This is a genomic window from Flavisphingomonas formosensis, assembly GCF_009755815.1.
GTDB lineage: Bacteria > Pseudomonadota > Alphaproteobacteria > Sphingomonadales > Sphingomonadaceae > Flavisphingomonas > Flavisphingomonas formosensis.
In genome coordinates, this window is the sequence record NZ_WRPK01000013.1 from 132,907 (window position 1) to 153,686 (window position 20,780).

Annotated in this window: 20 protein-coding genes; 17 read left to right on the forward strand and 3 right to left on the reverse strand. The window is 62.6% G+C overall.

What is annotated here, in order from left to right; all coding sequences use genetic code 11:
- Positions 1–283 precede the first annotated feature (283 nt).
- Positions 284–1,192 (reverse strand): LysR substrate-binding domain-containing protein, encoded by a 909-nt coding sequence (locus GQY20_RS27875; protein WP_157220432.1) that lies wholly within the window; start codon positions 1,190–1,192, stop codon positions 284–286.
- Between the two features lie 196 nt (positions 1,193–1,388).
- Here GQY20_RS27875 and GQY20_RS27880 point away from each other — a divergent pair, with 196 nt between their 5' ends.
- The 11 genes from GQY20_RS27880 (at position 1,389) to GQY20_RS27925 (ending at position 13,279) form a co-directional block, all read left to right on the forward strand.
- Positions 1,389–2,621: an MFS transporter gene (locus tag GQY20_RS27880; RefSeq protein ID WP_157220433.1), complete on the forward strand. Its 1,233-nt coding sequence runs from the start codon at positions 1,389–1,391 to the stop codon at positions 2,619–2,621.
- A 31-nt stretch (positions 2,622–2,652) separates the two neighbouring features.
- Positions 2,653–3,357, forward strand: a complete 705-nt coding sequence (locus GQY20_RS27885) for an alpha/beta fold hydrolase (protein ID WP_157220434.1) — start codon at positions 2,653–2,655, stop codon at positions 3,355–3,357.
- A gap of 121 nt (positions 3,358–3,478) precedes the next feature.
- Positions 3,479–6,364, forward strand: a complete 2,886-nt coding sequence (locus GQY20_RS27890; protein WP_157220435.1) for a TonB-dependent receptor domain-containing protein — start codon at positions 3,479–3,481, stop codon at positions 6,362–6,364.
- Positions 6,365–6,527: 163 nt separating this feature from the next.
- Complete coding sequence (locus tag GQY20_RS27895; RefSeq protein WP_198351248.1) at positions 6,528–8,579, forward strand: S9 family peptidase; 2,052 nt, start codon at positions 6,528–6,530, stop codon at positions 8,577–8,579.
- A gap of 77 nt (positions 8,580–8,656) precedes the next feature.
- A complete protein-coding gene (locus tag GQY20_RS27900) occupies positions 8,657–9,709 on the forward strand; it encodes an alpha/beta hydrolase family protein (protein ID WP_157220437.1) in 1,053 nt (350 codons plus the stop codon).
- A 106-nt stretch (positions 9,710–9,815) separates the two neighbouring features.
- Positions 9,816–10,184: a hypothetical protein gene (locus GQY20_RS27905; protein ID WP_157220438.1), complete on the forward strand. Its 369-nt coding sequence runs from the start codon at positions 9,816–9,818 to the stop codon at positions 10,182–10,184.
- A 44-nt stretch (positions 10,185–10,228) separates the two neighbouring features.
- Positions 10,229–11,014: a LuxR family transcriptional regulator gene (locus GQY20_RS27910; RefSeq protein WP_269769787.1), complete on the forward strand. Its 786-nt coding sequence runs from the start codon at positions 10,229–10,231 to the stop codon at positions 11,012–11,014.
- A gap of 68 nt (positions 11,015–11,082) precedes the next feature.
- Entirely contained in the window at positions 11,083–11,688 is a 606-nt protein-coding gene (locus tag GQY20_RS27915; protein ID WP_157220439.1) for an acyl-homoserine-lactone synthase, read from the forward strand.
- Positions 11,685–12,551: a phytanoyl-CoA dioxygenase family protein gene (locus GQY20_RS27920; RefSeq protein ID WP_157220440.1), complete on the forward strand. Its 867-nt coding sequence runs from the start codon at positions 11,685–11,687 to the stop codon at positions 12,549–12,551. The genes GQY20_RS27915 and GQY20_RS27920 overlap by 4 nt, the downstream gene beginning before the upstream one ends.
- Before the next feature lie 13 nt (positions 12,552–12,564).
- On the forward strand, positions 12,565–12,744 hold the full coding sequence (locus GQY20_RS33115; protein WP_408641146.1) for a transcriptional regulator domain-containing protein: 180 nt from the start codon (positions 12,565–12,567) through the stop codon (positions 12,742–12,744).
- 25 nt (positions 12,745–12,769) lie between these two features.
- On the forward strand, positions 12,770–13,279 hold the full coding sequence (locus GQY20_RS27925) for a DNA -binding domain-containing protein (protein ID WP_157220441.1): 510 nt from the start codon (positions 12,770–12,772) through the stop codon (positions 13,277–13,279).
- A gap of 67 nt (positions 13,280–13,346) precedes the next feature.
- Here GQY20_RS27925 and GQY20_RS27930 read toward each other — a convergent pair whose 3' ends face one another.
- Positions 13,347–13,571: a helix-turn-helix transcriptional regulator gene (locus tag GQY20_RS27930; protein WP_157220442.1), complete on the reverse strand. Its 225-nt coding sequence runs from the start codon at positions 13,569–13,571 to the stop codon at positions 13,347–13,349.
- Between the two features lie 81 nt (positions 13,572–13,652).
- Here GQY20_RS27930 and GQY20_RS27935 point away from each other — a divergent pair, with 81 nt between their 5' ends.
- Positions 13,653–13,910 carry a hypothetical protein gene (locus GQY20_RS27935; protein WP_232476303.1) on the forward strand — a complete coding sequence of 86 codons (258 nt, stop codon included), beginning with the start codon at positions 13,653–13,655 and terminating at the stop codon, positions 13,908–13,910.
- Positions 13,911–14,125: 215 nt separating this feature from the next.
- Positions 14,126–16,525, forward strand: coding sequence for a hypothetical protein (locus GQY20_RS27940; protein WP_157220444.1), 2,400 nt, complete (start codon positions 14,126–14,128; stop codon positions 16,523–16,525).
- A 77-nt stretch (positions 16,526–16,602) separates the two neighbouring features.
- On the opposite strand, the gene GQY20_RS27945 is transcribed toward GQY20_RS27940, so the two are convergent.
- Positions 16,603–16,806 carry a helix-turn-helix domain-containing protein gene (locus tag GQY20_RS27945; RefSeq protein WP_157220445.1) on the reverse strand — a complete coding sequence of 68 codons (204 nt, stop codon included), beginning with the start codon at positions 16,804–16,806 and terminating at the stop codon, positions 16,603–16,605.
- Between the two features lie 84 nt (positions 16,807–16,890).
- Here GQY20_RS27945 and GQY20_RS27950 point away from each other — a divergent pair, with 84 nt between their 5' ends.
- The 4 genes from GQY20_RS27950 to GQY20_RS27965 all read left to right on the forward strand — a co-directional run bounded on the left by GQY20_RS27950 (position 16,891) and on the right by GQY20_RS27965 (position 20,764).
- Entirely contained in the window at positions 16,891–17,145 is a 255-nt protein-coding gene (locus GQY20_RS27950; protein WP_157220446.1) for a hypothetical protein, read from the forward strand.
- Between the two features lie 388 nt (positions 17,146–17,533).
- Positions 17,534–18,505 (forward strand): ArdC family protein, encoded by a 972-nt coding sequence (locus GQY20_RS27955; protein WP_157220447.1) that lies wholly within the window; start codon positions 17,534–17,536, stop codon positions 18,503–18,505.
- Positions 18,505–18,924 (forward strand): DUF2958 domain-containing protein, encoded by a 420-nt coding sequence (locus GQY20_RS27960; protein WP_157220510.1) that lies wholly within the window; start codon positions 18,505–18,507, stop codon positions 18,922–18,924. Before GQY20_RS27955 ends, GQY20_RS27960 begins: the two co-directional genes overlap by 1 nt.
- Before the next feature lie 85 nt (positions 18,925–19,009).
- Positions 19,010–20,764, forward strand: coding sequence for a ParB/RepB/Spo0J family partition protein (locus GQY20_RS27965; RefSeq protein WP_157220448.1), 1,755 nt, complete (start codon positions 19,010–19,012; stop codon positions 20,762–20,764).
- Positions 20,765–20,780: the final 16 nt, after the last annotated feature.

The following is a 20,780-nucleotide window of genomic DNA, read 5'->3' on the forward strand; positions in this document are numbered from 1 at the left end:
CTTGCATCTCGTCGGCGGGCAACCCTATCCTAAAGGCGTCGGCTTTTCGGATCTGGCTGCAATGCAGGCCCACCACGATATCGAAAGCTTCCACGGACATTCCCCTTCTCGGGGGAATGGCTAAGCGGCTGCTTTATATTCGTCCAAGTCGAAAAAACTGGGTTGGTATTCTGCAAGTTATACCGTCGACCTCGCCCGGGATGGCTTCGGCGCGACCCGCTGGTGAAGTTCGCGTCGCGTAAAGGTCCCGAGAGCAGCCCGGGGGGTAATTGAAATCAGACTCTTATAGCATCGACGACGAAATCTCGTCCGTCATGCGGCGAAGCTCTTGTACGAACGCATCGACCAGCCTGGTATTTCGACTGTCGGCACTGCGGCACAATTGAAAATTATAGAGCACCTCTGGCGAGAAGCGTCGAGCTACGATCCGATCCTCCAAGCCACTGATCATCAGCGGATGTAAGAGCGACACACCGCGACCTGCCGCGACGAATTCTGCGATCGTCTGGGTGGCGTTTGAAATGATGCCGATGTTTGGCCTGACACCATGCTCCTCGAGAATGTTCTCAACACGCAGCCCGAGGTTCGTGTCGCGGTGGAGCGCGACAAAAGGCACTCCATCAAGATCCTGTGCCTTGATCTTCGATTTTTTGCGCAGGGGGTGATCGTGGGGCATGACGCAGACAAGTGGATGGGTCATCAATGGATCGTGAGTGACGTACGGGTTCTCAATTCCTCCATCCACCAGGCCCACATCGATCTTCCGGGCGATCAGGAGGTCGATAATCCATTGTGAGCTCAGCGTCTGAACGGAGCAAAATACTTCCGGAGAAACGTCTAGAAATCGTGAGGTGGCGCGCTGGATGAATGAGCCGCTCAGTGCGGGCATGACACCGACGGCCAAACGGCCCTGTTCCTCGCGACGGATCGCATCGAGCGCGTTCTGCACCTGCCGAACGCCCGCGAAGATTCGGCCCACCTCATCGTAAAGCCGCATCGCGTTGGCGGTGGGAGCAAGCCTCCCCTTCACGCGGTCGAACAGGCTCACGCCTGCGTCAAACTCCAGATTCGCAATCAGCTTGCTCACCGCCGGCTGGGAGAGCCCCACGAGATCGGCGGCGCCACTTACAGTTCCGCTTTCGATCAGCGCCTTGAACGCTTCAATCTGTCGAAGATTGATGGGACGGGGCATGCTATAACCTCAGGAATAGAGACCGCCGATTTTCGACATGGACGAAATAGATCATAACCCCATACCGTTCGTCAATCGTGGAGCCACGCGTCCAGCGGCTGCGGAAACCAGCGTTTGGGCGCGCGCTCGCCGTTCGGCGTCTGATGGAGGTGGCTTGATGGAAAGATCGCGTCGATGGCGAGCGCGATATTCGGTCTTGTCGATCCTGACCGTCGCATGGGTCGTATCGTTCATGGACCGAACGGTGATGTCGGTTGCGCTGCCATATATCTCAGAGGAGTTTCACCTCTTGCCTTGGCAAGGCGGCATGGTCCTAAGCGCCTTCTTTGCAAGCTATTCCATCTCACAGATTCCGGGCGGCATGCTGGCGGATCGTTTCGGCGTGCGCCGCGTCGCGACCATTTCACTGCTCTGGTGGTCAGCCTTCACCGCGCTGACCGGGGCTGCTGCCAATTTCACGCACATGCTTCTCGCCCGCTTCATTTTCGGGTTGGGCGAGGGTGTTTTCCCCTCGTGTGTTTTCAAGACCATCGCGGTCTGGTTCCCGAAGCAGGAGCGCGCCACCGCGAATGCAATCAAGATGGCCGCCGGTCCCTTCGGAGCGGCCTTAGCGCCCCTCTTTGTCGTCGGAATAATGTCCATGTGGGGCTGGCGCCATGTGTTCTACCTCCTGTTCGTACCGGGCTTCGCCATTGCCCTGATTCTTTGGCTGTTCATCGCCGACAGCCCGGCGGAGAGCAAATCCGTCGATGCGACGGAACTGTCCGAGATTGACGAAGGGGAATCCAATGGAGGCGGCCCGATTGCTAAGACGTCGATGGGGGAGGTCATGCGGCAACCCAACATCGTCAAATATTTCCTGGCTCTTTTTGCCTACGACATAGCGTATTGGGGATTCACGTCGTGGCTGCCAACCTACCTGGTACAAGCGCGAGGATTCTCGATGGTGCAGATGGGTGTAGCGGCATCGTTGCCGTTTGTCGCCGGCACCGTGGGGTGCATACTCGGCGGGTGGCTGTCCGACCGCGTTTTGAAAGACAGCCGCAAGCTCCCAATTATTGCCTCGCAGCTCGGGGCGGCGTTGCTCCTTTTCTGCTCCTACTTCGCCACGTCCTCAATCGTGCTGATTGCCTGTCAGACCATGGCCGGCTTCTTTCTCAACTTCTTCTTCTCCACGTTCTGGGCGCTGCCGATGAATTCGGTGCCGCGCCGTCTGATGGGGGTGGCGAGCGGGTTCATCAACACAGCAGGCCAGATCGCGGCGTTCATTTCGCCAATTCTGATCGGTTACCTCGTAACCATCGCCGGCGGCTCGTTCGGCCTTACTTTCGGCCTGCTTGTCGGGTCTTTGCTTGCTTCATGCGCGATCGTGATGACGATATCGGATAGTCCCAAATCGGACATCCTGATCCGCCCGAGGACCTCCTGACCCACGAACGTATTGCAATAGGTGTTTCAGCATGGGCATCTTCGTACTCGTCCCGGGCGCCTGTCATGGAAGCTGGTGCTACTCACGCGTCGCGGAGCGCTTACGACGCTTAGGCCACGATGTTTTTGCGCCGCCTCTGACCGGTGTGGGTGAGCTGGCGCATCTGTGCACCAACGGTGTAAATCTCTCGACTCACATCGACGATGTCACGGCGCTGATCGAGTCGCATAGCTTGGTCGATGTTGTTCTGTGTGGCCACTCCTATGGCGGCATGGTCATTACGGGGGTCGCAGGCCGGATCGGCGATCGCATCAGGTCCCTTGTCTACCTGGACGGCCTTGTGCCTGAGGACGGCCAGTCGAGCTTCGATATAATCGGCGCGGATCGGGCAATGGCGCTCATAAGGGATGCCGGTGCAAACGGGTTGGCGGTGGAACCGCCCGACGCCACACTCTTCAATGTAAATCCCGCGGACCTCGATTGGGTCAACGCAAAGTGCACCCCTCAACCTATCGGAACTCTAATCCAGCGATTACACTTCACAGGAAAAGAGGCTCTCGTCGCAAATCGAACGTTCATCGTCGCGACGCGCTATCGCTCATCGGCAAACCACAACACCTACGACCGGCTTCGCGAAACGGCTGGCTGGAAAACCGCGTCGATCGACAGCGGTCACGACATGATGATCGACGCGCCAGAGGCCCTCGCAGGCCTCCTAGTGGAGGAACTGAACTAGCTTTTGCAGGCCCAAGAACCTATAACTTGGAGAATACACCCCGCGATTTTTCGACTTTGACGGACAGGGCTGAGCAGTTTCACCATGAAACCCTCCACAGATACATAAGGGGGGAAATAACATGACTACCGGGCCAGCCTTTTCGGTTCAGGCGAAGATGAAGTTCTTGAGCAGCGCGAGTTTGGCGATCATCATTGCCGTCGCAGCGCCGGGAGCGGCGTTCGCCCAAGATACCACTGCCGTACCGGCGGGCGCGCCAACTGGAAGCACCGGCGATGCGACTGCCCCGGATGAAGCGGGCGAGATCCTCGTCACGGGAACTCGCGTTATCCGAGACGGGTACAAGGCGCCGACGCCGACCACCGTGGTTGGGTCGGAGGAGATCGCGAAGCGGTCTCCAGTCAACCTTGCCGACTTCGTGAACCAACTTCCGTCACTGTCGGCGAGCACCTCTCCGCGCGCGAACATCGCCTCTCTGGGAACCGGCTTCACCGGTATCAACGCGCTCAATCTGCGCAGCCTCGGCGCGACGCGTACACTGGTCCTTTTGGATGGCCGGCGCGTACCACCCTCAAATCTCGGAGGCCTGGTAGACATCAACACGCTTCCGCAGGCGCTAGTGAAGCGGGTCGACATCGTGACCGGCGGCGCTTCCGCGGAATGGGGTTCGGACGCGGTTTCAGGCGTCGTCAACTTCGTACTCGACAAGGACTTCACGGGCCTGAAGGGAATGATCCAAGGCGGCGTCACCACTTATGGCGACGACCGCAGCTACAACGCTTCGATCTCGGCCGGCGCGAAATTCGGCGACGGACGTGGACATGTTCTGCTGAGCGGCGAAATTGCCCACAATGACGGCATCGAGGGCATCGGCGAGCGCAAATGGTACAACCACTCGCTGCTGTTCGTAAATCCCAACTACACGCCGACCAATGGCCAGCCGCAACTGCTGAACCTGCCCAATGCCGGGTTTGCGACCGCGACGCCTGGAGGGATCATCACCACGGGCCCCCTGCGCGGCACGTATTTCGGTCCCGGTGGAACGCCGGCGCAGTTCAATTATGGTTCCATCGTCAGCGGCAACGTGATGGTTGGCGGAGACTATCTCTATTCAGACCTTGGCGGTTCGCAGGACCTAGACCCCAGAGCCAGCCGGCAGAGCGTTTTCGGTCGCGTCAGCTATGAATTGACAGATCATCTCGAGGTGTTCGCACAAGGCGGGTACAACCGGGCGACCACCTTCTCGCGTCCGCTTTACCAGTTCAATTTCGGCAACATCACAATTCAGCCGGACAATGCCTTCATTCCGGCGAGCATCGCGCCGCGCGTGACGGCCCCGTTCAATCTGGGAACGTTCAGCCAGGACATCGGCAAGCTATACTCGAATACGGACCGCTCGTCATGGGTCGGCACCGTGGGTGCCAAGGGGGATTTCGAGGCACTCGGCTCCAAGTGGACTTGGGACGTCTACGGCCAGCGTCAAGTCAATGATATCCGAATTGACTTCTACCAGACCGTCACATCGCGGTTCCTCCAAGCGATCGATTCCGTCCGCAATGCCAACGGCGTGATCGTTTGCCGCTCTACCTTGACCAACCCAACCAACGGCTGCGTACCATACAACGCATTCGGCACCGGGGTTAATAGCCAAGCGGCGGTGGATTATGTCACCGGCCTCGCATGGGGAAAGACTAAGGTCAGCGAGAATGTGATCGCCGGCACGTTGCGTGGCGAGCCATTCTCGACATGGGCCGGGCCGGTTTCGATCGCCACTGGCATCGAGCACCGCAAGGACTCCACGTCGGGCAGCGTCGATCCGCTGCGCGCGGCCGTGCTGGCCGCGGGCGGATCTGGACCGTATTTCGCGGGCAACTACACGCCGACGTTCGGCTCCTTCAACGTTACGGAGGGCTTTTTCGAGGCGGTCGTTCCGCTCGCCAAGGACATGCCGTTTGCGAAGAGTCTCGACTTCAACGGCGCGGTGCGGGCTACCGACTACAGCACCTCCGGGTACGTCACGACTTGGAAGCTGGGCCTGACATATTCGCCCGTCGATGACCTGACCTTCCGTTTCACCCGATCGCGCGACATCCGGGCGCCAAATCTGCAGGAACTGTTCGCCGCAGGCATCAACAACCTCGGGACGATCATCGACCGATTCCGGGGCAATGTCAGCGCCGCCGTGCCACAGGTGACGAAGGGGAATCTCAATCTTAAGCCCGAGGTTGCCGACACGCTTGGGATCGGCGCCGTCGTCCAGCCCAGTTTCCTTCCCGGTTTCCAAGCATCGGTCGATTATTACGACATCAAGATTAAGGGAGCGATTTCCACCGTCAATGGTCAGGCAATCGTAGACCAGTGTTTCCAGGGGAACACTGCGCTCTGCTCGCAGATCACGCGGGATAGCGCGGGCGCGCTGTCGCTGGTGACGATCCTGCCAGTCAATATCGCCAAGCAGGAAGCAAGCGGTCTCGATTTCGAAGCGAGCTACCGCACACCGCTGTTCGGCGGTGCGCTGACACTGCGCGGTCTCGCGACCCGGTTCATCAAGAACTATTCGAACGACGGTATCACACCCGCCACGGATAATGTCGGCACTAATGGTGTGAACGGCACCCTTCGCAACACCCTGCCGAAGTGGCGTTATCTCGTGAACCTGACGTACGATCGCGACCCCGTGACCTTCTCTGTCACGGCGCGAGGGTTCAGCGCGGGCGTCTACAACACCTCCTACATCGAGTGCACCTCGAACTGCCCGGCGTCGACGGTGGCAAATCAGACTATCAACGACAATCACCTGCCCGGCGCGATCTACTTCGACACGAATATCAGCGCGAAGCTGACGAAGCAGGTCGAGGCGTTCCTGTCTGTGGACAACATCCTGAACAAGGATCCCGCCCAGGTGGCGTTCGGCCCGGCGATCGGTGCCGCTCCGCTCAGCGTCAATCCGCTTCTTTACGATCTCCTGGGTCGCAGCTTCCGCATTGGAGTCCGTTTCAAAATGTAATGGTCCGGAGCCGTGCTGGCCAATGGAAGCCAGCACGGCCCTCCCCCTGAGCAGGCAAGGTATGCAGTCGAGGAATTCAATGCATTGCGCCGGGACGATGCTCAGGACTGCCTGCCGAATTTTTAGTGCCGCCGGATTAGCTACCGCGGCTCCGGCTCATTCGGTGACGATAACCGACCCCGCCTTCCTGCACTTCCCGATGGTTTCCGCCGTAAGCGCAGGGAATGCCCCCACCGTTGCGTGGGTCATTCGCCAGGGAGGTCTAACCAGGCTCAGGATCGCGACGGCGCCAAACTTTGCCCCGGTCGAGCTCGTGGTTCAGTCAGACCGCGACGGCCAGCCCATTAGCGAGATCCGCGTCTCACCTGACGGTCGTCACGTCGCCTTCGTAACCGGGACGGCGATTGGCGGGCGAGATGACGGATACAACCCTGCAAGTCTGATTTCTCCGCCTAGTGCAACCGTCTGGATCATCGAGGCACGCAGCGGCGCAGAACCGATCAAGCTTGGAGCCGGCACCACGCCGGTCTTCACCCCCGATAGTGGTCTTCTCACCTACAGGCGTGGTCGCGACCTATGGGCCGCTAAAGTAAGAACGCCCGCTGACGCTCCGTCGGTACTTGTCACGGGAGGGGCGACCTTCGTCCATCCGACATGGTCATCGAACAGCAAGTCTCTCTTCTTCGTCCAAGACCGTGGGGGCTGGTCGTTCCTTGGTCGCTACGATCTGGGCAACGATCGGATAACTTGGCTGGCGGCGGGCGCTTCCCGTGTGAGCTCGCCAGCGCTGTCCCCGGACGGCAAAACGATCGCCTATTTTCGTTGGCCGGTTCGTGAGCAGAATGTCGCTTCCGACATGTACGAAAACGAGCCGGTTTCGCTTGAAGCGATGGACCTGGAGACTGGCACCACCACCGTCCTATGGCGCTCTCTGAAGAAGGCCGGGCTGAAGATCGCGGACGATGACACATCCGGGCTGCGTTGGGCAGATGACCGGACGCTCGTCTTCCGAGCAGAGCCTGACGACTGGGCTCGACTCTATGCGATTGCACGAACCGGAGGCTCACCCCGCGCCCTGACCCCACCACAGTGCGAAGTTGCGGAGAGTGCCCTTCTTGAACGAGGCAAGCTATTCGTCGTTCACAATTGCCGCGACCTCGATCTCCGCCAGATTTCGACATTCGACATATCGAACGGCGTCGAGCACCCGATCAAAACCTCCGATCAAGTGTTCGCGAATGCGGTCGCTGCCGGTAACGGCCGGTGGGTCGCTTATGCGGGCGCAGACTCCCGTTCGCCTTCTTTGCTGCGCATCGTCGACGCAAGAACCGGCAACTTGCTCTTGGATGAGACGCCCGCGACGTTCGGTTATACCTACCAGTTTCGCGACCCATCCCCGACAAGCGTCAAACTGAAATCAACAGATGGACTTGCCTTTTCAGGCCAGCTCTTCCTCCCCCTCGGACGAGCTCCCCATCCTGCGATCGTATTTGCGCACGGCGGGCCAAAGGAGCAGATGTTCCCCGCCTTTCATTACCAAAGCTATTATGCCTACGACTACGCGATCAACCGCCGGCTGGCGGAGCTCGGCTATGTCGTTTTGAGCGTGAACTTCCGGTCCAGCACGGGATATGGGCGGCTGTTTCGCGAAGCCGAGGGGCGTGCTTGGCGCGCAGCCTCCGACTATCAGGACGTATTGGCAGCTGGCCGGTGGCTGGCATCGAGGGACGATGTTGACCCCAGGCGTATCGGGATCTGGGGCACATCGTACGGCGGCTTTCTGACCGCCAATGCCTTGGCCAGAAACTCGGACCTTTTTTCGGCGGGAGTGGCCGTGCACGGCCTCTTCGACTGGAGCCGTGTCCCGACCATTGCTGGTCTCGCATACCCCGGAAAAGCCTTCGGTGTTGGTCCGACGCAGCGGAACAGCGCGTTGCAGTCCTCTCCAGTCGCCGCGCTGAACGGCTGGAAATCACCGGTCCTCCTGTTCAGCGGCGACCAAGACATGAACGTCGATGTTCACGAAACAATCGACCTCGATCGTGAGCTGACTGACCGTGGTGTGGCTGTGCGTACTGTCATCCTTCCTGGCGAAGCCCATCGGATGATCCGGCAGAGCAGCTGGGATCGTCTGTGGAGCGAGCAGGTACGATTCTTCGATGAAAACCTGGCGCATACGGGAGCTGGAGCGGTCGGCAAGGCGCGCAAGCCATGATAGCCACCAAGCGGAAGCGCCCCGCTCGCCCTTGTGACCCTCTCTGGCGTCGTACCCGTTGGTTGGTACAATGTGTAATGGCGCTCGGCCTCTCCGCCTGCGCAACGAACAGCGACCAGACCCGCCCGCCACGCAATCCGACCGCCGCTCGTTTCGGGGGCTTGAACAAGCCGATGTCGCTTCGATCGACAGGAAGCTTTTTCGTCGGCGGCCGAAAGGCAACTTTCACTACATTGGAGGCGGGACTCTACCGCGGCGGGCCGGTCTCAGTCGATCAGATGTACGTCGAGTATCTAATCCCGGAAGCTGTGACCGGCCCGTCCATCGTGATGATCCATGGCGCTACCCTCACCGGCAAAACCTACGAGACAACACCCGACGGCCGCATGGGCTGGTATGAGTATTTCGCGCGACAGGGCTTTCCCAGTTACGTTGTCGATCAGGTCGGTCGGGGCCGCTCTGGTTTCGATCAGGCAGGATTCAACAACGTCCGAGGCAAAATCGCTCCACCTGAAAGCCAGCGGAATTTCCGTCGTATCGCCGACGATCTAGCGTGGGTCCGGTTCCGCTTTGGTCCCGCGGCGGGGGTCAGTTTCCCCGACTCCCAATTTCCAGCAGAGGCGGCAGCCCCCCTCGCGATGCAATCGGTTCCGGATATCCAGCCCGATCCCGCCTCTGACAGGGCAAATTACACGGCGTTGGCGGATCTAGCCGGACGCCTGCAGGACAGCATTCTAATTGGCCACTCCCAGTCCGGGCGGTTTCCGTTCGAGGTGGCCCTCCTGCACCCCGGCGGGATCAAAGGCGTTGTCGCGATTGAGCCCGGAGGGTGCAATTCCGATGGCTACTCCGCTGGTCAGATCAGCGCGCTCGCCAAAGTACCCATCCTAGTCGTTTTCGGGGATCATCTGGACGCGCCACAGAGCGTCGGCCCGAACTGGCTCCCGTTTTTCAAGGATTGCCAAGCTTTTGTTGCACGGGTGAATGCGGCGGGGGGCAAAGCGACTCTGCTGCACACACCCGACATGGGCATCCGCGGCAATAGTCACATGATCATGCAGGACCGCAACAACCTGGAGATCGCGGACCTGCTGATCAGTTGGGTGTATCGCAGTGTCCTCAAGCGATGAGGTTCACGGCGTTTCGGCTGCGGAAGGGGGACGCAGCGCGCCTCTCCGCTGCTCGCTCGGTACGCGATCGCGCTTCACTCTTTCCATCCGACCCCGGAGTTTGTGAATGGATGCCAGGCAAGCTTTCTTGTGCGCGGTGAATGAGTTCGAGGCGATAATCCTTGAATCGTCCAAGCTCGGTGACGAGAATTTCGACGCGAACCGCCGCCGCGGTATCGAGCTCCGCCGTCTAATGGGAGAGAAGAGGTCCGCGATCGATCGTCTCGCCGAAAAGGCATTCGAAGATCCGAGACAACTTCAACAGTTCCGGTCCTTCTTCAACGATATGCGCACCGCAATGGCCGCCCACCACGCCGCTTGGCCGCTGGTATCTATCGACCTTGCGAATCCGGCATACCGTGCCTCCATCCGCCAGTCGCGGGACGCCATCCACCATTTCATAACGTGGGCAAGAACGACTTTGGGGGAAGGTTGAACCATGAAATCGAACTCACTGCGGGGGCTGTGGGATGAAAGCACATGGCATCTGTCAGGGCGCCGACGCGCCAACCCTTCGGACTCACGCTAACGAACCTCGTCGTCGACGCGCTTCGGAAAACGAGCACGCGGGGAGACCTTGCCTCCCTGATGGACGTGGTGACGCGCGAGATGGCTTTTCGTTACTATGCCCTCATTCATCATGACGATCTGCGTTCCATCCGCCCCGATCGTGTCGACCTCAAGAATTATCCCGCCGCGGTCACCGATCGTTTGATCGGCCAGCAAAGATATCGCCGCGACCCGGTGATCCGTGGCTGCATCTTCGCGGACGGTGCCTTCCTCTGGAAAGATCTTCCGCGCTTCATTCGAGTGGACCGCCACGATCGCGCGAGCTTCGAAGAAGGCTACCGCCACGGCCTCAATGAGGGGATCACAGTTCCCTATGTGCGCCTCGGCGACCGGATGGGATCGTGCACCTTTGCAGGTACGCCGTGGCCGGAGCGCGCCGATCGGTTCATTGGCGCTGCACAAATGATAGGCATCTTCGCGTTCCAGGCAGCACTTCGGCTACTGCCCCGACAGCGTCCGATTGCCGAAGCGCCGCCCCGGCTTCATCCACGTCCGCGTGACTGCGTCATTCTCGCCGGTCGGGGACATTCCAACAAGGAGATAGCACGTGCGTTGAACCTGACGCCACGGACAGTGGACGGCTATCTCACCGAAGCCCGGCGCTTGTTTGATGCGCATGACAGGACCGAATTGGTCGTGAGCGCCGTCTTTGCGGGAGAGGTCGGCCTGCACGAATTGAGGCGTCAACCCGAGTAATCGCTCGGTCTATTTTGCGGTGCGGACCGCTGCTTCTCTCGTGCGCGACACCACGAGCGGAGCACCCCATGATACACGTCATCGACAACCATCTGGCGCCGCAGAACGGCGCGCTGCTTCAATCCATGTTTGCCGACCGCAAGCGGCTTTTCGTCGACCTCTTCGGCTGGGACATTCCCGTGATCGACGGCCAGTATGAGATCGACCAGTTCGACAATGCCCACACCGTCTACCTGATCGTTGCCGACGAGGACGGCAGCCATGCTGCGTCGATCCGGCTTTATCCGAGTACCGAGCCGCACATGCTCGGGACCCTCTTTCCCCATCTCTGTCCGCTCGGCGTGCCTGTCGACGCCGGTACCTGGGAAAGCACGCGCCTGTGCCTGCCGCAGCGGCATGGAGCCGAGCGGCGCCGGATCCTACGCAACCAGCTCTTCGCCTCGATGGTGGATGTCGCCCTCGAGCGCGGCATCGAGCGCTATACCGGCGTCATTCCTGACCCCTTTCGGAAGGAAGTCTTAGCGCTGGGCTGGCAGGCCGAGCCCCTCGGGCCGGCGGTGCGCATTCCCGGCGGCCCGATCGGGGCCTTTCTCATCCATGTCCGGCCCGACACGCCCGACCGGCTGCGCTGGACCGGCGTCTATCCGCAGGCCGCGGACCAGGTGCCGGCATGACAGCGGCCGTCGATCGACACGCGGCCACGCTGGCGCGTGATGGCTGGTGTGTCCTCCGGCGAGCCGTTGAACCCGCGGTCATCGCAGCGATCGAGGCGGACCTCGACGATCGGTTCCGGGCGACGCCGCTGTGCGAGGGTGCCTTCTATGGCGCCCGCACGAAGCGCTTCGGTTCGCTGCTGACCCGCGCGCCCGCGATCGAGCGGCTGGCCATGCACCCGCTCATCTTGAAGCTGGTCGAGGGGATGCTTCTGCCATGGTGCGAGCGGATCGCGCTCAATCTGACCCAGGCGATCGAGATCCACCCCGGCGCGCTGCCGCAGCTCCCCCACCGTGATCAGGACATGTGGCAAGGGCCGAAGGGCAGTCTCGAATATCTCGTCAACGTGATGTGGCCGCTCACCGCCTTCACCCGCGCGAACGGTGGCACACGGCTGTGGACGGGCAGCCATTTCGATCAGGACGTGCCCCTCCTGCCCGAGGGAGAAGCCGTCGTGCCGACCGTCGTCCCAGGTGACGCACTCGTTTTCCTCGGATCGACGCTGCACGGTGGCGGCGGCAACGTCAGCCCGGCTCCGCGGCGCGGCATCGTGATCAGCTATTGTCTCGGGTGGCTCAAGCCGTTCGAGCTGCAATGGCTCGTCTATCCGCCCCACGTCGCGCAGCGCTTTTCGCCCGAGCTGGCTGCCCTGGTCGGCTATGCGCAGCACAGGCCCAACCTCGGCAATGTCGAAGGCCAGTGTCCCTCGGTCCTCCTCGGCAACGACGTTCCGGATCATATGCCCGCGGTCGACGCCCTTCGGCCCGATCAGGCCGAGGCGGCCGCCCTGTTCGTGCGCTCGCAGATGGGCGAGCTCGGCTGAGGCAGCGATGGCGATGACGGACCCTGACGCTTTCGGCGCCATCGCGCGGCGCGGCAGGTCCGCGCTGGCTTGGGAAGTCCTGCGCCGGGATCCGGCTTACCGCGCAGCCTATGCGCGATTGTCCACGTCACCGGCTCTCGATGCTGCAGCGGACCCTGCCTTCGTCGCGGACTGGGGGTTGCACTTTCCCTGAGAATCCCGCGGACGATTGCGCCATCGTGCTGCCGCTCTGGTCGGCGGCCGTGGACCCGCATGTGCTGCCGGCCCGGGCCTCCCGAACCGGATCGCCTGGCGCTCGCCCCTTCGATGCCTCCGCCGAGGTCGTGCGCGCGGTCCGCAGCCGCGGGCGGGAGCATCTTCTGGTCGAGCGCAACGGTATGGTCACCCGGCTCGACATCATCGACGGGACCTCCTTGGCCGGTCCTGTCGTCCTGCATTTCGACCTTGCTGACGATCCCCACCTGGAGCGTCGGATCGCCGCCATCCGCAGCTTCACGGCAAGCACCGCATCACCCCGGCTGCACCGTCAGCTCGCTCGCCGGCTTCACGCCCTCCAGGCCGTGGATGCCCGCGATCTTGGCGCCAGCCTCCGCGAGATTGCCGAACGTGTCCTTGGGCCGGGGGACTGGCCCGGCGACGGCGAGCATCGGAAATCGCACGTTCGGCGCATGATCGCAGCCGGCGAGAGGATGATCAGCGCGGGCCCACGCGCCGTGCTTGGTGGCTGAAGATTTGGGCCTAAATCGAAGGCTAACGTAATTAGTGGCGTCCCCGGCAAATTACCCCCAGAATGGATCATTCCTCTGAGGTCGTCCCCGGCATCAGAAGAACATAGGGCTCAACACCGAGGGATGAGGCGAGTTGGTCGAGCCGATCGATGCTCAGACTGTATTTGCGCCGCTCGAGCGCGCTAACGTAGGTGCGATCGATCCCTGCCGCGTAGGCCAGAGCCTCCTGCGAAAGCCCCTGCGCGGTCCGCAATCTCTTAAGATTTCTGGCAAGATGGTCTCGACTGGCCACGAGCCGAAAAGGACGCCATAGTCGAGTGACAATCCACGGAGTATACTCGTCAATGGATCTGGGAGAGTTGGTCAATTGAGCATGATCGAGGCACTGGCTCCGGCGGGAGATGAGGTGGTTGAATATGACCGGACGAACCTCGCCCTCTATGCCGCACTCCTCGAAGCCGAGAACGCCGGCCGCGATTGGTGCGACGTAGCCTCTTCCTTGATGCACCTCGATGTGACCCGGCCTGACGCCGAGGCCTGCTGGCGATCGCATCTCGAACGAGCCAGGTGGATCGTTGGAGCGGGCCTCGCTACCGCCCTGGTCGCGTTCAACAGGCGAGCGACGCACTAGTCCAGGCCACCGAAGACCCGCGTCGTGGCTTGGCGCGACATGCTGCCCGTCGAGCTTGTGCCGCTCTTCGCTAAGCTCGTGCCGCTCCCAATCCCGTTGCATCGAGCAAACGGTCGGTCAGGGGGCGGTAGCGCGATCTTGGCAATCACGCATTATCTCGCCGATGGCGCATTCAAATAATGAAGCCCGGATGCCGTCCGGTGTAAAACGGTCGAATGACGATTACGCAGACCACGGTCGGCAAGACCGAAACCGACTTCGAAGCCGATGCCAACGCCGCCATCAAGAAGGCCCTGCCCTGGCTCGACCCCGCCGGGATCAAGCATCAGCTGACCTTCTCCTTTCAGCTGGGGCACAAGAAGGTCAAAATCGACGGTGCCAAAGCTTCCAGCCGGCGTGGCCGGCTCGATATGCTGATTGAGAGCGGCAGCAAGCGCCTCGCGATCCTCGAACTGAAGAAGCCCGGGCAGCCGCTCGACGCCGACGATGTTGCCCAAGGTCTGTCCTACGCCCGGGTTCTGCATCCCCGGCCCCCGATCGTGATCGTCTCGAACGGGACCGAAACCCACACCTACGCGACCGAGACTGGCGACCTTCTGAAGGACGGGCTGCCGAACGAGCAGGCCTTCGCCGCGCTGGTGGATGCCGCCATGGCCAATGCTCATGCAGGCCTGCAGGACGCGATCGCCACGCTGATGGGCCCGGGCTCGAACGTCTGGATGGCCGCGATCCGCGCCGCGACGGAGCAAACACTCGACGAGCTAACCGGCGACTGGAGCGATCTCCGTACGCCGTTCACGCCCGACTTCCACATTTCGCGTAAGGCGTCGACGCAGGCGCTGGCCGTCCTGGCCGGTACCCGCCGCGTCATCGCGATCGAGGGCGCGCCCCTGATCGGCAAGAGCCATGTCCTGCGCGAGCTTGCGATCGGCACTACCGGGTCGGACGACATCGCGGTGCTCCTCGTTGAAGCATCGGGCACCGCCGCGATCGGAATTGCCGACGAGGTGGCCCGGCTTCTGTCAGGCGCTGTCGGCTGGCGGATCTCTGCCGACGAGGCGCGACGTTGGCTGGAGCGGCTTGCGACATCCGACGGTCCACAGCTCGTGATCGCCATCGATGGCCTCGGCTTGGAGCATGACGGCATCCGCCGCGAACTCGAAGCACTGTCGGCCCAGTCTATGGGACCAAAGGTCAAGTTCGTCGTGGAAGCCGACACGTCGGTCGTCGACCGCCTGTGGAAGGGCGAGAGCCGGCGCAAGGACACTGTCTTCGCCCGCCGTGGGGAGCGCATTCTTGTCGACCGGCTCGACGACGACGAGTTTGGCCAAGCCCTCGACGAGCTTAGGCGCCACGACGTCGGCTTCATGCACGGTGCCGACAAGGCGGACGAATATCGCCAACCCTGGCTGCTCCGGTCGATGGCAGCGAGCGTCGTCGACGCGCCGGAGAGGACAAAGGGCATGACGGCGATCCTGCCCCCTCTGCTCAGCCTCGACCTCTTCCGCTATACGCGCGATCATTTCGTGGAGGACGAACTTGCCGAACAAGCGGCGACCTTCGCCCGCGCCGTGCTCGATGATTATAGCCGCAGCGACCGCCCCCACGATGTCCTCCTGCGCTCGATGCACAGCTTCATGGTTCGCAGGGCGACCATGCGGGAGCACGCCGATGGCGACGAAATGGCTGCGATGTTGCGCTCCGGCATCTCAGGCACCGCGCTGGACATGGGCAATCGTCCCCTCGTCACGGGACGCATTCCCGAACTGATCGCATCCGAACTCGCCCGGCAAATCGCCGAGGAACTGGCCGAACGCATGGGCGACGAGGAGGCGGATCCCGACGCGGAGGCTGCCGATTGGCTGGTCGCGACCACCGCCCGGCTGCCCTTCGGCGACGTCATCGGCGCGCAAGCGCTGGTCGACCTCGTAGCCTGGCGCAATGGCATCTCGGTCGCGTTCCTGAACACCTTGCTACAGCGGGCGCCGAAGGTCCGCCCGATCAAGCCGGGGACGCGCGCCGTCGTCTGGATGCCGAGCGTCGGCCAACTCAACATGACGACCCGCGCCGATGGCGTGACGGTGATCAGGAAGCCCGGCTGGCGCGAGGGAATCGAATTGCCCGCCGGCGAAGCCGCGGTGACCTATGCTGATCTCGACGCGTGGCTCATCCTGTCGCACCTGGCGAGCGTCCGGATCGGCGCGCTGTCGACAGACGAGGACCGCATCGTCGGTCTGATGGACCCGGCGATCCTCGCGCTCGTCGGAACCAGTCCGATCCTCTTGCGCCGCGTGCCGGAAGATCCCGAGCGCTCCGGCCACCACACCCATGACGGGCCTGGCGGCTCCCAGCTCGCCTGCCGCGAGGACGGGATCATCGAGCCCGTCACCTTTTCGCTGCTGCGCTTCCTCGAGCGTGAACAGGACAATGCCGATGAGTGGCTCGAGGAGGCTTGTGACGAACGATCGGCTCCGTTGCTGAACCGTCTTTCGCAGGCGTTGGCCATGCTCGCTCGATTGAATCCGGAAGGCGGCACGGCAAAGTGGGCGAAAGCCCGGCTCGACACGCTGGTCAATCCCGCCTTGAAAGCGGCTCTTGCGCCGTCGGAAGGCTAGCCCATGATCGGCGAAACTTGATTTCCGAACCCCGCCGGGAAGAGAGCCGCCCGAGAGTCTGGCGTGGCAGTCAATCGTCAGCTGATGAGCCGGCAGGGATCGATTTTGAGTGCCGTCGCAAGCTTTCCGAGCACGGTGACACTAGCAGAAACCCGGGCGCGCTCGATCGAGCCAATATAGCGGAGACTGAGACCAGTCAGACCCGCCACATCTTCCTGGGTCAGGTCTCGCTCATGGCGAACTTTCCTGAGATTCTTGGCCAGGACGTGCTTCAGATCCATGTCAATTGGATCACGGAATAGGAACGAAAGTGCTAGGAACGATCGTGCCTATTCGTTAGAGTTCGCTGTTCTGGAGGAGACGAGATGGCAGGCATCGCACAGCGCGCGCCGAGTGGCGATGTGGTCGATTATGACCGTTCCAACCTCGCGCTGTACGCTGCCCTGCTCGAGGCCGACGACGCTGGTCAGGATTGGCGCAGCGCCGCGACCTCTCTGATGCACCTCAATCCGGCTTGCCCTGACGCCGAAGACTGCTGGCGAACGCATCTGGACCGGGCCCGCTGGATTGTTGGTGAGGGATTGGCGGAGGCCCTCGTTGCCTTCAACGTCCGTGCCTGACATCGAACTGCACGCGGTGTCCCGGCGCCTCGCACCGAAGTGCGACCGCGCTCTACTACGATCACCGCCTGTCGGCACTGATCTCCGCCGAGCCCCTGGCGGGTCTCGGCCCTAAGGTGACGATCGCTGGCGTGGCTGTGGACGCCGCGCTGTAGCGCGGCGGCGTGGCTGGTGCCTCTCCCTCTGCGGCGGGAGTGGGCGGCGCTCCCGGCTAGGCCCGTCGCGGCCGGCCGCAACCCCTTCGCTAGCGCTCCCGGGGTGCTCCACTTCGTTTCGCCCTGACGGTGCCGCCGGCCACTGGAGCCGGGCCTCTTGGTCGCTTTTCGCCGCCCACCCCCGCCTTTGCGGGGAGGCTTGCTGCTTTTTGGGTGGCGGAAAGAGGATAGCGATGCGTGATGCCCCCAACCGTCGTGCCGGCCGCAAGGGTGCGGGCGAAGATCGTCAGACCGACAACCGGACAAACCTCTATGACGAGGTGACCGCCCGGATCGTCACCGAGCTGGAAGCCGGTCGGCTGCCGTGGGTCCAGCCTTGGGGATCGAGCGGCAGCGCCGGGCCGGCCCTGCCGCGCAACGCGCTGACCGCCCGCAACTATTCCGGCGTCAACGTCTTGATCCTCTGGGGCGCGGTCATCGAACATGGCTGGCCCTCGCAATCGTGGCTGACCTTCCGGCAGGCGCAGGAAGCGGGCGGGTGCGTTCGCAAGGGCGAGCATGGCGTGACCGTCGTCTATGCCGACCGCTTCACCCCTGAGGCCGAGAAGGAGCGCGCCTCCCGCGATGGCGACGAGGCCAAGGCGGTGCCCTTCCTCAAGCGCTTCACCGTCTTCAATGTCGCGCAATGCGAGGGTCTTCGCGCCGGGCTGGCATCTGATCCCGCACCGCTCCCCGAGCGGGAGATCGTGCCGGTTGCCGAGGAAGTGATCGCCGCATCGGGCGTCGATTTCCACATCGGCGGCGACCGCGCTTTCTATGTGCCCGCGCTCGATTTCGTGCAGGTGCCCCCGCAGCCCGCTTTCTTCGAGCAGATCAACTATTATCGGACCTGCCTCCATGAACTGACCCACGCGACCGGCCACGCCAAGCGCTTGGGCCGCGATCTCACCAACAGCTTCGGGAGCAAGGATTATGCGCGGGAAGAACTGATCGCCGAGATGGGATCGGCGTTCCTCTGCGCCGCGCTTGGCATCGTCCCCACCGTCCGTCATGCCGACTATATCGGCACTTGGCTGGAGGTGTTGCGCGAGGACAATCGCGCGATCTTCCGCGCGGCGAGCGCCGCCACCAAAGCCGCCGAATGGCTGCTTGCCCGCCATCGCGAGGCACAGGCGGCGCGGGCAGAAGGGAGGCTGGCGGCATGATGCTCCTCCTCACCCCAGAACTCCGCCAGACCCTTCGCACCAACGCGGTCCTGCGCGAAATGCACGCCCGCCGAGACCTTCCCGAGCCCGACCCGTGCCCGGTGGTCAAATTTTTCAATCCCATCGGCGCTGCGACGTGGCTCGCGACCGAACTTGACCGCGATGGCGATACCTTGTTCGGCTTGGCCGATCTTGGCTTCGGATGCCCGGAACTCGGCTCGTTCAGCCTGTCCGAGATCGAGGCGGTGCGCCTGCCGTTCGGCCTGGGCATCGAGCGCGACGTCGGTTTTGAAACGCCGCACCCTCTGTCTGTCTGGGCGGAAACCGCGCGCCGCGCCGGATCGATCCTCCACGCCCAAAGCCTTCTCTGGCGCGTCGATCCGACGCCGGACCCCGAGCTTCCGTCAAGCGGCGGATGACGCAGGCGGCCGTTCGCCGCCATCCGAAAACCGGTCCGCCAACCCCGGAAAGAGCGACGGACCGGCACTCACAAGGAGTTGTGCCATGACACTCGTTTTCATCGCCCAAGACAAGCTGTCCGTCAGCAAAACCAACATGCGCTATGGCAAGAAGGCGCCCGATGTGACCGACATCCTGCCAACTGTCCGCAAGCGTGGCGTCATCCAGACCCTGCTGGTCCGCCCCAATTGCGAGGAGGGGCATTTCGAGATCGTCGCCGGATCGCGCCGCTTCCACGCCGCGCAGATCGTCGCGCAGGAAACCGGCGAGGCCGAGCCGCTGCCCTGCCGCATCCTCGCAGATACCGACGACGCCGCCATCGAGGCATCGATGATCGAGAATCTGGCGCGGCTCGACGCCGACGAGGTCACCCAGTGGGAAACCTTCACCCGGCTGGTCAAGGAAGGCCGCGACGTTGCCGACATCGCCGCAACCTTCGGGCTTCCCGACCTCACTATCCAGCGGGTGCTGGCGCTCGGTAATCTGCTCCCGCGTGTTCGGAGCCTCTACGCAGCGGAGAAGATCGACCGCGCGACCGTCCGCCACCTGACCCTCGGGAGCAAGAGCCAGCAAAAGGCATGGCTGGCGCTGTTCGACGACCCTAATGCCTATGTCCCGACCGGCCATCAGTTGAAGGCTTGGCTGTTCGGCGGGCAATCGATCCCGGCCAAGTTCGCGCTGTTCGACCTCGACAGCTTCAAGGGAGCGACCGTCGCCGACCTGTTCGGCGACGACCGCTATTTCGCCGATGCCGATGCCTTCTGGGCCGCGCAGAATGCGGCCATCGAAGCCCGCCGCGCCGCCTATCTGGGGGACGGCTGGAGCGATGTGGTGATCGTACCGCCGTCCGAACATTTCCAGACGTGGGAGCACGAGAAAGCCCCCAAACGCAAAGGCGGGCGGGTCTATATCGATGTCCGCAGCAACGGCGAGGTGACCTTCCACGAAGGTTATATCACCCGCAAGGAAGCGCAGCGCGTCGCGCGCGGCGCTGCCCCGGAGGCGGTAAAGGTCGCCCGGCCCGAGGTGACTTCGACGATGCAGACCTATCTCGACCTGCACCGTCATGCCGCCGCTCGCGCCGCTTTGCTCGGGCATCCGGGCATTGCACTGCGCCTGATGGTCGCCCACACCATCGGCGGTTCGCACCTATGGCGGGTGACACCAGAGCCGCAGACGACGCGCAACGACGAGGTTCGCGAAAGCCTCGAAACCAGCCGCGCCGAGACGGTTTTCGACGAGCGCCGCCGCGCGGTGCTGGCGGTGCTCGGCTTCTCGCCCGAGGAACCGACCGTGACCGGCGGCAACGGCGACGACTATGGAGTGGCGCACCTGTTCCTGCGTCTGATCGAGTTGCCTGACCCGGTGATTATGGAGATTATCACGGTCATCATGGGCGAAACGCTGGCGAGCGGAAGCGCCGCCGTCGCGGCGGTCGGCACCCAGATCGGCGTCGACATGGCCGATTGGTGGCAGGCGGACGAAGCCTTCTTCGAGTTGATCCGTGACAAGGAGGTGCTGGGCGAGATCGTCGGTGAGGTGGCGGGGAATACCGTCGCCACTGCCAACGCGGGCGAGAAGACCAAGACCTTGAAGCGCATCGTCCGCGACCATCTCGACGGCGCGGAGGGAAGGACTAAGGTCGAACGCTGGGTGCCGAAATGGCTGGCCTTCCCGGCGTCGGCCTACACCACGCGCGGCGGGGTCGGCACCGTCGCCGCCCACGCCAAGGTCGAGGCGGCGCGGACCCCCGCGCCGGACCCCGACGAATGCCATGAGCCGTTAAAGCAGGCGGCGTAACACCTGTAGGCGGGCT